Origin of the sequence: Kitasatospora sp. NPDC056783 (genome assembly GCF_042789895.1) — a bacterium.
Lineage (GTDB): Bacteria > Actinomycetota > Actinomycetes > Streptomycetales > Streptomycetaceae > Kitasatospora.
In genome coordinates this window covers 549-12,277 of sequence record NZ_JBHUAF010000259.1, presented here as the reverse complement: position 1 = coordinate 12,277, position 11,729 = coordinate 549, and the positions used below count along the sequence as shown (strand labels likewise).

Here is an 11,729-nt window from a genome sequence, read left to right as displayed (position 1 = left end):
GCGCGGTGCTGCTGGCGCTGGCCGAGGCCGCCACCGTCCGCAAGTACTGACGGACGGCGGCGGCCCCGGCGGGGTGGCCGGACCGAGGTGGTCGAGCCGGGGCGGTCAGGCCGCGCGCACCCGGCGGGACAGCTCGGCGGCGGCCGCCCTCGGGTCCTCCGCCGCGGTGATCGCCCGCACCACGACGATCCGGCGGGCACCGGCGGCCAGCACCTCGTCCAGGTTGCCGAGGTCGATCCCGCCGATCGCGAACCACGGCCGGTCGGTGTCCTGCTTGGCCGCGTACGAGACCAGGCCGAGGCCCGGCGCCGGGCGGCCCGGCTTGGTCGGGGTCGGCCAGACCGGGCCGGTGCAGAAGTAGTCCACCCCGGGCTCGGCGATCGCCGCGTCCACCTCGGACTCGGCGTGGCAGGACCGGCCGATCAGCACGTCCTCGCCGAGGATCGCCCGGGCGGCCGGCACCGGCAGGTCGTCCTGGCCGAGGTGCAGCACGTCCGGCCGGGCCGCGTGGGCGACGTCGGCGCGGTCGTTGACGGCCAGCAGCTTGCCGTGCCGGCGGCAGGCGTCGGCGAAGACCTCCAGGGCCTCCAGCTCCTGCCTGGCCTCCAGGCCCTTGTCGCGCAGCTGGACGATGTCCACCCCGCCGGCCAGCGCCGCGTCCAGGAACTCGGCGAGGTCGCCCCGCTCGCGACGGGCGTCGGTGCACAGGTAGAGCCGGGCGTCGGCGAGCCCGGCGCGCGGCGTGTCCGCCGCCATCAGATCAGCATCGCCTGGGCGCGGCGCTTGACCTCGGTGCCGCGGTTCTCCCGCAGCGCCTGGATCGGGCTGCCGGGCAGCGACGGGTCCTCGGTGAAGAGCCACTCCAGGATCTCCACGTCGTTGTAGCCGCAGTCCCGCAGCACGGTCAGGGTGCCGGACAGGTGCTTGACCAGGCCCGGGCCGTCGATGAACGCGGCCGGGACCTGGAGCGACTTGTTCGGGCCGCGCCGGACGGCGATCAGGCCGCCGTTCTTGACCAGGTCACGTACCTCGGTGACCCGGACCCCCCACTGCTCCGAGATGTCGGGCAGGTACATCCAGTCGGTGACCAGGGCTTCAATCTTGCTTTCGATCTCACTCACGCCACCAGACTGCCACCTCCACGACCCACCGCGCACCAGGCACTACCCCGCGACGGCCGCCTTCAGCGGTACCGCGGGGTCGGCCGCGCGGGCCCGGTCCAGCGCGGTGCCGGCCTCGATCAGCTTGCGCCCCTGGGCGAGGTCACGCGGGCGGTCCACGGTCAGCAGCGCGCTCGGCACCCCGTCGCGCAGCCAGAGCACCGACCAGGCGGCGTCCTCGGGGCCGCCGCGCCACAGCAGTTCGTCGCCCTCGGTGTGCCGGCCGGCGTACTGGACCATCCGACCGAACTGCTCCGACCAGAAGTACGGCACCGGGTCGTAGGCCGGCGCGTCCGCGCCCAGGACGGCGGCGGCCACCGCCTCCCCGGACTTCAGGGCGTGGTCCCAGTGCTGGACGGCCAGTCGGGCGCCGGCCCTGGCCGAGGGGTAGCTGACGCAGTCGCCGGCCGCGAAGACGCCGGGCACTGAGGTGCGCAGCCGCCCGTCCACGAGCACCGCGCCGGTCGCGTCCAGCTCGACCCCGGTGCCGGCCAGCCAGCCCGTCGCGGGCCGGGCGCCGATGCCGACCACCACCTCGTCGGCGGGCAGGTGCGAGCCGTCCGCCAGCAGCACCGCGCCGGGCTCGACGGCGGCCACGCCGACGCCGCAGCGCAGGTCGATCCCGGCCTCGGCGTACCAGGCGGCCATCGCCGAACCGAGCCCGGTCGGCAGCGCGCCGGGCAGCGGCGCCGGGCCGGCCTCGACCACCGTCACCTCGCAGCCCGCCCCGCGGGCCGCGGTGGCCACCTCGGCGCCGATCCAGCCCGCGCCGACCAGCACCAGCCGCAGCCCGGGGCGCAGCAGCTCGCGCAGTGCCAGGGCGTCGTCCAGGGTGTGCAGCAGGTGCGCGCGCTCGGCGCCGGGCAGGGCGCGCGGGACGGCGCCGGTGGCGATCACCAGCGAGCCGTACGGGAGGTCGCCGCCGTCGGTGTGCAGCACGCCGGGGGTGAGGCCGGTGGCGCGGCGGCCGGTGAGCAGCTCGATGCCGAGCTCCCGGTAGTCGATGCCCAGGGTGGTGGAGTCCACCTTGCCGAGCAGGACGTCCTTGGAGAGCGGCGGCCGGTCGTACGGCGCGCGCGGTTCCTCCCCGACCAGCGTGATCCGCCCCTCCCAGCCGCCCTGCCGCAGCTTGAGGGCGCACTGCGCCCCGGCCAGCCCGGCTCCGACAACGACCACCCGATCCGTCCCGCTCAGCTCTGCCACGCCCGTCACTGTACTCAGCGGCCCCCGGCCGCCCCAGGGCCCGGCGCCCCCTGCCCACCCCTACTTCGGGCCTACGTCCGGGCCGGGTGGTGAGGGGGCGGGCCCGCGGCCGAGGGCGGGCGGAGGACCCGTCGATCGGACCGGTTCGCCGCCCGGGGCGGGACGCGGGCAGCGGGGCGCGGGCCGCCGCCCCCGTCCACCCTTCGTACGGGCCTTCGGCCGCGCCGCCCCCCGGCGTTAAGGTGGGATGACCACACGGGAGCCCGGCGTACCGGGCTGAGAGGCGGGCTGGCACGGCCCGCGACCGTCCGAACCTGATCCGGGTCATACCGGCGAAGGGAGAAGAGCAGCCTTGTCACGCATGGCCTCAGGCACCCATGCCGACGTGCTGGTGATCGGCGGGGGCATCATCGGCCTCGCCGTCGCCTGGCGCGCCGCCCAGCTCGGACTGCGGCACGTGGCCGTGGTCGACCCCACCCCCGGCGGCGGCGCCGCCCGGGTCGCGGCCGGAATGCTCGCCCCGGTCACCGAGCTGCAGTACGGCGAGGAGCCGCTGCTGCGCCTCGGGATGGCCTCGAACGAGCGGTACGCGGCCTTCGCCGCCGAACTCACCGAGGCGAGCGGCGGCGCGGACACCGGCTACCGCCGGTGCGGCACCCTCGCCGTCGCGCTGGACTCCGACGACCGCGAGGAACTGCGCGAACTGCACGCCTTCCACCAGCGGCTCGGCCTGGACTCGACCTGGCTGACCGGCCGGGAGTCCCGCAAGCTGGAGCCGATGCTCGCCCCCGGCGTGCGCGGCGGCCTGCACGTCTCGAACGACCACCAGGTGGACGGCCGCCGGCTGCTCACGGCCCTGCTCGCCGCCTGCGAGCGCGCGCACGTCGCCGTCCACCGTGCCGAGGCCGTCGAACTGCTGGTCGAGGACGGCCGGGCGGCCGGCGCCCGGCTGAGCACCTCGGAGACCGTCACCGCCGACCGGGTCGTGCTCGCGGCCGGCCCGTACAGCCACCGGCTGCCCGGCCTGCCCGAGGGGGTGCTGCCCGCGATCCGCCCGGTGAAGGGGCAGGTGCTGCGGCTGCGCGTCCCCAAGGCCTACCGGCCGTTCCTCTCCCGCAACGTCCGTGCCGTGGTCCGCGGCCAGCACCTCTACCTGGTGCCGCGCGAGAACGGCGAGCTGGTGGTCGGCGCGACCACTGAGGAGCAGGGCTACGACACCACCGTCACCGCCGGCGGGGTGTACGAACTCCTGCGTGACGCCCACGAGTTGGTCCCGGGGATCACCGAGATTCCGCTGCTGGAGACCTCGGCCGGACTGCGCCCCGGCTCCCCGGACAACGCCCCGCTGCTGGGCCCGACCTCGCTGCCCGGGCTGGTCGCCGCCACCGGCCACTACCGCAACGGCGTGCTGCTCACCCCGGTGACCGCGGACCTGGTCTCCGAGTACCTGGCCACCGGCGAGGTCCCCGAGCTCGCGAGGCCGTTCACGCCACTGCGCTTCTCCCCCGACCGCTCCACGACGAAGGCCGCCGCATGACCGAGACCACCCGGACCGAGAACGCCTCGGCCGAGATCGCCCTGACCGTCAACGGCGAGCCCCGCCGGGTGCCCGCCGCGACCACCCTCGCCGAGCTGGTGGCCACCGTCAGCGCCGCCCCCACCGGCGTCGCCGCAGCCCTCAACGAGGCCGTGGTGCCCCGCGGTTCGTGGTCCGCGACGGTGCTGGACGCCGACGACCGGATCGAGATCCTCACCGCCGTCCAGGGAGGCTGAACCATGGCCGACGACCTCCTCACCATCGCCGGGACGACCTTCTCCTCCCGGCTGATCATGGGCACCGGCGGCGCCCCCAGCCTGGAGGTCCTGGAGCGCGCGCTGCTCGCCTCCGGCACCGAGCTGACCACCGTCGCGATGCGCCGGGTCGACGCCTCCACCCAGGGCTCCGTGCTGGACGTGCTGACCCGCAACGGCATCCGCGTGCTGCCCAACACGGCCGGCTGCTTCACCGCCGGCGAGGCCGTGCTGACCGCCCGGCTGGCCCGCGAGGCGCTCGGCACCGACTGGGTGAAGCTGGAGGTGATCGCCGACGAGCGCACCCTGCTGCCGGACCCGATCGAGCTGCTGGACGCCGCCGAGACCCTGGTCGACGACGGCTTCACCGTGCTGCCGTACACCAACGACGACCCGGTGCTGGCGCGCAAGCTGGAGGACGTCGGCTGTGCGGCCATCATGCCGCTGGGCTCGCCGATCGGTTCGGGCCTGGGCATCCGCAACCCGCACAACTTCCAGCTGATCGTGGAGGGCGCGGGCGTCCCGGTGGTGCTGGACGCGGGTGCCGGCACCGCCTCCGACGTCGCGCTGGCGATGGAGCTGGGCTGCTCCGCGGTGATGCTGGCCTCCGCGGTGACCCGCGCTCAGGACCCGGTGCTGATGGCCGAGGCGATGCGGCACGCCGCCGAGGCGGGCCGGCTCGCCCACCGGGCCGGCCGCATCCCGCGCCGCTTCCACGCCGAGGCGTCCTCCGCGATGGCCGGCCGCGCCGACCTGGACACCCGGGAGCACCCGGCGTTCTGAGGCCCCGACCTGGACCCCGGCGTGTCACGGGCCGGGCGCGGCCGGGCCCGGGGGCGGTGCCCTCCGGGCCCGGCCCGCCACGTCACCACCGGGCCCTGTCCTAGACTCACCGGGTGGACATGGCATTGCACGACCCCCTGATCGGCGCCCTGCTCGACAACCGGTACCGGGTCGAGCAGCGCATCGCCACCGGCGGGATGTCCACCGTCTACAAGGGCACCGACACCCGCCTGGACCGGGTGGTCGCGCTCAAGGTGATGCACCCCTCGCTGGCCGGCGACGAGGGCTTCACCTCCCGTTTCATCCGCGAGGCCAAGGCCGTCGCCAAGCTCACCCACCCCAACGTGGTCAACGTCTTCGACCAGGGCGCGGACGGGGGCCACGTCTTCCTCGCCATGGAGTACGTGCCCGGCCGCACCCTGCGCGACCTGCTGCGCGACCGCGGCGCGCTGTCCGTCCGGGCCGCGCTGGACGTCCTGGAGCCGGTGCTCGCCGCGCTCGGCGCCGCCCACCGGGCCGGGCTGGTGCACCGCGACGTCAAGCCGGAGAACGTGCTGATCACCGAGAGCGGCCTGGTCAAGGTCGCCGACTTCGGCCTGGTCCGGGTGCTCGGCACCGCCGACGGAGCCCCCACCTCGACCACCACCGCCACCGGCGGCACGGTCATGGGCACCGTCTCCTACCTGGCCCCCGAGCAGATCCTCCCGGACGCCCCCACCGACCAGCGGGTGGACGTCTACGCGTCCGGCATCCTGCTGTACGAGATGCTCACCGGCCACCGCCCGCACACCGGAGACAACCCCGTCCAGGTCATGTACAAGCACCTGCACGAGGACGTCCCGGCGCCCTCGCTGATCGCCCCCGCCGTCGGCCCGGCCCTGGACGCGATCGTGGCCGGCGCCTGCGCCCGGTCCGCCGACGCCCGCCCGTACGACGCGGTCGAGCTGCTCGCCGCCCTCCAGCGGGTCCGCCGCGCCCTCACCCCGGCCGAGCTGGACGCCGAGCCGCCCGCCTCCACCCGGCCCAGCCCGCGCTACCCGACCAGCGAGCCGACCTCGGTGATCCAGCAGCTGCCGCGGCCCGCCGACGCCCCGCCGACGGAGCGCACCAGCGTGCTGGACATGCCCGCCGAGCTGATGGACCAGCTGCTCACCGAGCCGCGCCCGTACGACGAGCCGGCCCCGGTGCGCCGCCGCCGGCCGAGCGTGCTGCGCCGCGTCCCCCGCAAGCCGCTGATCTGGGCGGCCGCGGCGACCGCCCTGGTGCTGGCGATCGGCGGCGTCACCTACGGGATCTCCGAGGGGCTGTACGGCTCGGTGCCGAGCGTGCTCGGCGACGACCGGGCGCAGGCGCAGCGGGTGCTGGACAAGGAGGGCCTGCACGGGAGGTTCGTCGAGGCGTTCAGCGAGTCCGTCCCGGCCGGGCAGGTGATCTCCACCGACCCGGGGGTGGGCGCGCGCACCCGCAAGAGCGACAGCGTGACCGTCACCGTCTCCAAGGGCCCCAAGCGGATCGCGGTGCCGGACCTGACCGGCAGGAGCGCCGCCGATGCCGCCGCGGCGCTGACCGGCGCCCAGCTGATCAAGGGCACCGTGACCGAGACCTACGACGACACCGTGCCCGAGGGCTCGGTGATCAGCAGCTCGCCCGTGGCCGGGCAGCTGCTGCAGGAGAACAGCGCGGTCTCGCTGGTGGTCAGCAAGGGCATGGTGGCCGTCCCGAACGTCACCGGGATGAGCAAGGACGAGGCGCAGAAGACGCTCCAGGCGGCGGGCTTCACCATGCAGACCAGCGGCTGGGACGTGTTCGGCGCGGTCACCTCGTCCGGCCAGTCGCCGGCGGCGGGCGAGCGGCGGCCGCAGCGCAGCGTGGTGACGGTGAAGTTCTCGCTGTTCTAGGGCCTGTCCGGCGTTCCAGGCCCTGTCAGTCGGCGGGCGTCAGCGCAGCGGCCCGTCGCCGGGCTCCTCCTGGTAGGAGTAGCGCTGTTCGCGCCAGGGGTCGGCGAGGTTGTGGTAGCCGCGCTCCTCCCAGAAGCCGCGCCGGTCGGCCCGCATGTACTCCACCGCGCGCACCCACTTGGGGCCCTTCCAGGCGTAGAGCCGCGGCACCACCAGGCGGACCGGGAAGCCGTGCTCGGCGGTGATCGCCTCGCCGTTGCGGTGGGTGGCGAGCAGGGTGTGGGGGTCGGCGAAGTCGGCGAGCCGCAGGTTGGCGCTGTAGCCGTACTCGGCCCAGACCATGACGTGGGTGACGCCGGGCGCCGGGGGCACCAGGTCGAGCACGGCGGCGCCCGGCACGCCCGTCCACTCGTTGCCGAGCACCGAGAACTTGGTCACGCAGTGCAGGTCCGCGACGACGGTGGTGCGCGGCAGGGCGTTGAAGGCCGCGAAGTCCCAGCTGTGCTTCTCCGCCGAGGCGGTGGCGCCGAACACCTGGAGGTCCCAGGTCAGTGGTTTGAAGCGGGGCACCGGCCCGTAGTGCAGGGCGGGCCAGCCGCGCTGCGCGCGCTGGCCCGGGGGGAGCCTCGGGTCAGACGGCGGAAGCGGTTCGTTTTTCGACTGACCCATGGATCCATGGTGACAGACGGCGGGCGGGCACCGGTGTGCGCCCCTTTGCGCGGATTCGCGCCCCACCCAAATCGGATATTCCGACACATGTCCTAGTGAGTGTGAACTTACTGGAATTTCCGCCCAAAGCGGTGCCAGGATGCCCAGACGCAGGACTCAGCGCAGGACCCGCGGCCCACGGCCGGACGAACGCAGGAGGCATCACCATGCAGGGCGATCCCGAGGTCATCGAGTTCCTCAACGAGCAGCTCACCGCCGAGCTGACCGCGATCAACCAGTACTTCCTGCACGCCAAGATGCAGGAGAACTTCGGCTGGACGAAGCTCGCCAAGTACACCCGGCACGAGTCCTTCGACGAGATGAAGCACGCCGAGACCCTCACCGACCGGATCCTGTTCCTGGACGGGCTGCCCAACTACCAGCGGCTGTTCCACGTCCGGGTCGGCCAGACGGTCAAGGAGATGTTCGAGGCGGACCGCCAGGTCGAGGTCGAGGCGATCGACCGGCTCAAGCGCGGGATCGTCGTGATGCGGGCCAAGAACGACGTGACCTCGGCGAACATCTTCGAGGACATCCTGGCCGACGAGGAGCACCACATCGACTACCTCGACACCCAGCTGGAGCTGCTGGAGAAGCTCGGCGAGGCGCTCTACCTGGCCCAGGTCATCGAGCAGCCGGACTCCTGAGGGCTCAGGCCGCCCGCAGCGGGATCACCGGGGCGACCCTCGGCACCACCGGAGCGGCTCCCGGCACCACCGGAGCGCCCTCCCCCGCCGGGACCTCCGGGTCCGCGAGGCCGAGCTTCGCGGCCAGCCGGGCGGTCGGGCAGGGCCGGGCGCCGTGCTCGCCCAGCATCGCCTGGATCCGGCGCACGCAGGACCCGCAGTCGGTGCCGGCCTTGCAGCCCTTGGCGATCTGGCGCGGGGTGCTGGCACCGCCGTCGATCGCCTGCTTCACCTGGTCCTCGGTGACCGCATGGCACATGCACACGTACATCGCGGACTCTCCCGGGGGTGAAGCGGAGTGGATCTTGACTAAGGCTTGCCTTAGTTCACTAAGCCTCACCTTACCTGGCGATCCGGACACGAAGAAGCCCCTCCGGGCTCGGGAATCCCGAATCCGGAGGGGCCTTCGTCACATTCGGTGCCGGCCGGGGCTCACTGCCCCCGGTACATCTCCGCCACCAGGAACGCCAGGTCCAGCGACTGGCTGCGGTTGAGCCGCGGGTCGCAGGCCGTCTCGTAGCGCTGGTGGAGGTCGTCCACCAGGACCTCGTCGCCGCCGCCGACACACTCGGTGACGTCGTCGCCGGTCAGCTCCACGTGGATGCCGCCCGGGTGGGTGCCGAGCGCGCGGTGCACCTCGAAGAAGCCCTTGACCTCGTCCAGGACGTCGTCGAAGCGGCGGGTCTTGTGCCCGCTGGAGGCCTCGAAGGTGTTGCCGTGCATCGGGTCGCAGATCCACACCGGCTTGGCGCCGGAGGCGGTGACCTTCTCCACCAGGGTGGGCAGGTGGTCGCGGATCTTGCCCGCGCCCATCCGGGTGATGAAGGTCAGGCGGCCGGGCTCGCGCTCCGGGTCCAGCTTCTCGATCAGGGCGAGCGCGTCGTCCACCGAGGTGGTCGGGCCGAGCTTGACGCCGATCGGGTTGCGGATCTTCGAGGCGAACTCGATGTGCGCGTGGTCCAGCTGCCGGGTGCGCTCGCCGATCCACACCATGTGGCCGGAGACGTCGTACAGCTCGCCGGTGCGCGAGTCCACGCGGGTCAGCGCGGTCTCGTAGTCGAGCACCAGCGCCTCGTGCGAGGAGAAGAACTCGACGGCCTTGAACTCCTCCGGCTCCACGCCGCAGGCGCTCATGAACGCCAGGGCGTTGTCGATCTCCCGGGCGAGCTGCTCGTAGCGCTCGCCGGCCGGCGAGTTGCGGACGAAGTCCTGGTTCCAGGCGTGCACCTGGCGCAGGTCCGCGTAACCACCGGTGGTGAACGCGCGCACCAGGTTGAGCGTCGCGGCGGACGCGTTGTACATCCGCTTCAGGCGCTCCGGGTCCGGGGTGCGGGACTCGGTGGTGAACTCGAAGCCGTTCACCGAGTCACCGCGGTAGACCGGCAGGGTCACGCCGTCGCGGGTCTCGGTCGACTTGGAGCGCGGCTTGGAGTACTGGCCGGCGATGCGGCCGACCTTCACCACTGGCACCGAGGCCGCGTACGTCAGCACGGCGGCCATCTGGAGCAGCGTCTTCAGCTTGTTGCGGATGTGCTCCGCCGAGACACCGTCGAACGCCTCGGCACAGTCACCGCCCTGGAGGAGGAAGGCCTCCCCACGCGCCACGGCACCGAGCCGGGCCCGCAGCTGGTCGCACTCGCCGGCGAAGACGAGCGGGGGATAGGACGCGAGCTCGGCAAGGGTCTTGCGCAGAGCCTCTTGGTCCGGCCATTCAGGCTGCTGCGCCGCGGGCAGGGACTGCCAGGAGTGGGCAGCCCTCGATGTCTCAGTCGTAGCGGTCACACCGCCAAGGCTACGGGGTGACTGGAGTGACACGTGACCACTGCCCGAGGGATGAGATGCATCTCGGACAAAAGCGTGACCGACCTCACCCGCCACACCGCATCCGCTACGCTCGATCCATGCACGCGCCCCACACCCACTCCTGGTGGTGGGCCTCCCCCCAGGGTGGCCCACAGTTGACGCGTTCCTAGATGAACACGACGGCCGCCCCTCGGGGCGGCCGTCGGCGTCTGAGCAGACGGCCCTCCGGGAGCGGACGTACCTCCCCCCGCCAGTCCACCCGGAAGGACACCGTCTCCGTGGCCACCGCTGTCGATCTGCTCACCCGTCTCACCGCCCCCGGCGCCCCCGCCTTCGCCCTGCTGCACCGCCGCACCCCGCGGCTCAGCCCGGACATCGTCGAGGTGCTGCTGGGCACCGTCGACAGCTACGAGCACCTCGCCGATCTGCCGGTCCGCGGCGGCGCGCCGGCCGGCGGCGGCCCGGTGCACGACCTGCTCGCGCTCGTCCCGTACCGCCAGATCCGTGAGCGGGGCTTCGCGGCGCACGACGACGGGACCCCGCTGCGGGCCCTCTCGGTCGCCGAGCAGCACACCTTTCCTTTGGCCGAATTCACCTCCGCCCTACCGGAGTTGCCGGTCTCACTCACCGGGGGCGGCTTCGACCTGGACGACGAGGAGTACGCGGCGATCGTCCGCCGGGTGATCCGGGACGAGATCGGCAACGGCGAGGGCGCCAACTTCGTGATCCGGCGCGACTTCCACGGGACGCTGGACGGCTTCCGCCCCGAACTGGCGCTGACGCTGTTCCGGCGGCTGCTGGAGCAGGAGCGCGGCGCGTACTGGACCTACCTGGTGCACACCGGGGACCGGGTCCTGGTCGGCGCCTCCCCCGAGGTGCACGTCCGGCAGAGCGGCGGCACCGTCGTGATGAACCCGATCTCCGGCACCTACCGCTACCCGGCGGGCGGCTCCGACCTCGACTCGCTGCTCCGCTTCCTGCACGACCCCAAGGAGCTGGAGGAGCTCACCATGGTCGTGGACGAGGAGCTCAAGATGATGTGCACCGTCGGCAACCTCGGCGGCCAGGTGCTCGGCCCCCGGCTCAAGGAGATGGCCCACCTCGCCCACACCGAGTACGAGCTGCGCGGACGCACCTCGCTGGACGTCCGCGAGGTGCTCCGCGAGACGATGTTCGCCGCGACCGTGACGGGCAGCCCGGTCGAGAACGCCACCCGGGTGATCAAGCGCTACGAGCCCGCGGGCCGCGGCTACTACTCCGGCGCGCTCGCCCTGATCGGCCGCTCCGCCAGCGGCGGGCAACTGCTGGACTCGCCGATCTGCATCCGCACCGCCGACATCGACCCGGCCACCGGCCGGCTGGTCGTCCGGGTCGGCGCCACCCTGGTGCGCCACTCCGTCCCCGAGTCCGAGGTCGCCGAGACCCACGCCAAGGCCGCCGGGGTGCTCACCGCGATCGGCGCCCGGCCCGCGCCCGCCCGGCTGCCCCACCCGGTCGGGCCCCGGCTCGCCGAGGACCCCCGGGTCCAGGCCGCCCTGGACGCCCGCCGCGCCGACCTCGCGCCGTTCTGGCTGCGGATGCAGCAGCCGTCCGAGGTCACCGAGACCGAACCGACCCTGGTGGTGGACGGCGAGGACACCTTCACCTCGATGCTCTCCCACCTGCTCGGCTCACTCGGCCACCGGGTGACGGTGGCC

General features: G+C 73.4%; 11 protein-coding genes, 1 pseudogene and 1 riboswitch. Of the genes and pseudogenes, 6 read left to right on the top strand and 6 right to left on the bottom strand.

The genetic code is table 11. The annotated features are described in order from the left end of the window. Window positions 1–105 precede the first annotated feature (105 nt). From thiE to ACFRMQ_RS28720, 3 genes are read right to left on the bottom strand one after another with little or no spacing between them, the layout of a single operon-like run. Entirely contained in the window at window positions 106–756 is a 651-nt protein-coding gene (thiE, locus tag ACFRMQ_RS28730) for a thiamine phosphate synthase (protein WP_380733574.1), read from the bottom strand. Then, window positions 756–1,121, bottom strand: coding sequence for an Rv2175c family DNA-binding protein (locus tag ACFRMQ_RS28725; protein ID WP_189915099.1), 366 nt, complete (start codon window positions 1,119–1,121; stop codon window positions 756–758). The genes thiE and ACFRMQ_RS28725 overlap by 1 nt, the downstream gene beginning before the upstream one ends. 42 nt (window positions 1,122–1,163) lie before the next feature. Beyond that, window positions 1,164–2,372, bottom strand: coding sequence for an NAD(P)/FAD-dependent oxidoreductase (locus ACFRMQ_RS28720; RefSeq protein WP_380733573.1), 1,209 nt, complete (start codon window positions 2,370–2,372; stop codon window positions 1,164–1,166). Window positions 2,373–2,608: 236 nt separating this feature from the next. After that, window positions 2,609–2,721, top strand: a riboswitch (TPP riboswitch). Window positions 2,722–2,724: 3 nt separating this feature from the next. On the opposite strand from ACFRMQ_RS28720, the gene thiO reads away from it, so the two are divergent. The 4 genes from thiO to pknB all read left to right on the top strand — a co-directional run bounded on the left by thiO (window position 2,725) and on the right by pknB (window position 6,835). Then, window positions 2,725–3,900, top strand: coding sequence for a glycine oxidase ThiO (thiO, locus tag ACFRMQ_RS28715; RefSeq protein ID WP_380733572.1), 1,176 nt, complete (start codon window positions 2,725–2,727; stop codon window positions 3,898–3,900). Beyond that, complete coding sequence (gene thiS, locus ACFRMQ_RS28710; RefSeq protein ID WP_380733571.1) at window positions 3,897–4,136, top strand: sulfur carrier protein ThiS; 240 nt, start codon at window positions 3,897–3,899, stop codon at window positions 4,134–4,136. The genes thiO and thiS overlap by 4 nt, the downstream gene beginning before the upstream one ends. A 3-nt stretch (window positions 4,137–4,139) precedes the next feature. Continuing rightward, window positions 4,140–4,937: a thiazole synthase gene (locus tag ACFRMQ_RS28705; RefSeq protein WP_380733570.1), complete on the top strand. Its 798-nt coding sequence runs from the start codon at window positions 4,140–4,142 to the stop codon at window positions 4,935–4,937. A gap of 119 nt (window positions 4,938–5,056) precedes the next feature. Further along, entirely contained in the window at window positions 5,057–6,835 is a 1,779-nt protein-coding gene (gene pknB / locus ACFRMQ_RS28700) for a Stk1 family PASTA domain-containing Ser/Thr kinase (protein WP_380733575.1), read from the top strand. Between the two features lie 39 nt (window positions 6,836–6,874). Here pknB and ACFRMQ_RS28695 read toward each other — a convergent pair whose 3' ends face one another. Continuing rightward, on the bottom strand, window positions 6,875–7,504 hold the full coding sequence (locus tag ACFRMQ_RS28695; protein WP_380733569.1) for a molybdopterin-dependent oxidoreductase: 630 nt from the start codon (window positions 7,502–7,504) through the stop codon (window positions 6,875–6,877). A gap of 206 nt (window positions 7,505–7,710) precedes the next feature. Between ACFRMQ_RS28695 and bfr the strand changes: the two genes are divergently transcribed. Further along, complete coding sequence (bfr, locus tag ACFRMQ_RS28690) at window positions 7,711–8,190, top strand: bacterioferritin (RefSeq protein WP_380733568.1); 480 nt, start codon at window positions 7,711–7,713, stop codon at window positions 8,188–8,190. A 4-nt stretch (window positions 8,191–8,194) separates the two neighbouring features. Here the strand turns inward: bfr and ACFRMQ_RS28685 are convergent, their stop codons facing one another. Then, window positions 8,195–8,488 carry a bacterioferritin-associated ferredoxin gene (locus ACFRMQ_RS28685; RefSeq protein WP_380733567.1) on the bottom strand — a complete coding sequence of 98 codons (294 nt, stop codon included), beginning with the start codon at window positions 8,486–8,488 and terminating at the stop codon, window positions 8,195–8,197. 173 nt (window positions 8,489–8,661) lie between these two features. Further along, window positions 8,662–10,011: a class II 3-deoxy-7-phosphoheptulonate synthase gene (locus ACFRMQ_RS28680; RefSeq protein WP_380733566.1), complete on the bottom strand. Its 1,350-nt coding sequence runs from the start codon at window positions 10,009–10,011 to the stop codon at window positions 8,662–8,664. A 299-nt stretch (window positions 10,012–10,310) separates the two neighbouring features. Here ACFRMQ_RS28680 and ACFRMQ_RS28675 point away from each other — a divergent pair. Further along, window positions 10,311–11,729 (top strand): annotated as a pseudogene (locus ACFRMQ_RS28675) (chorismate-binding protein); the annotation flags it as partial.

What these genes read in the sequence shown, in the direction of transcription:
- thiS (WP_380733571.1), top strand. Translation starts at nt 3,897, where the DNA reads ATGACCGAGACCACCCGGACCGAGAACGCCTCGGCCGAGATCGCCCTG.
- bfr (WP_380733568.1), top strand. Translation starts at nt 7,711, where the DNA reads ATGCAGGGCGATCCCGAGGTCATCGAGTTCCTCAACGAGCAGCTCACC.
- ACFRMQ_RS28685 (WP_380733567.1), bottom strand. Translation starts at nt 8,488, where the DNA reads ATGTGCCATGCGGTCACCGAGGACCAGGTGAAGCAGGCGATCGACGGC.
- ACFRMQ_RS28695 (WP_380733569.1), bottom strand. Translation starts at nt 7,504, where the DNA reads ATGGGTCAGTCGAAAAACGAACCGCTTCCGCCGTCTGACCCGAGGCTC.
- thiE (WP_380733574.1), bottom strand. Translation starts at nt 756, where the DNA reads ATGGCGGCGGACACGCCGCGCGCCGGGCTCGCCGACGCCCGGCTCTAC.
- thiO (WP_380733572.1), top strand. Translation starts at nt 2,725, where the DNA reads ATGGCCTCAGGCACCCATGCCGACGTGCTGGTGATCGGCGGGGGCATC.
- ACFRMQ_RS28705 (WP_380733570.1), top strand. Translation starts at nt 4,140, where the DNA reads ATGGCCGACGACCTCCTCACCATCGCCGGGACGACCTTCTCCTCCCGG.
- pknB (WP_380733575.1), top strand. Translation starts at nt 5,057, where the DNA reads ATGGCATTGCACGACCCCCTGATCGGCGCCCTGCTCGACAACCGGTAC.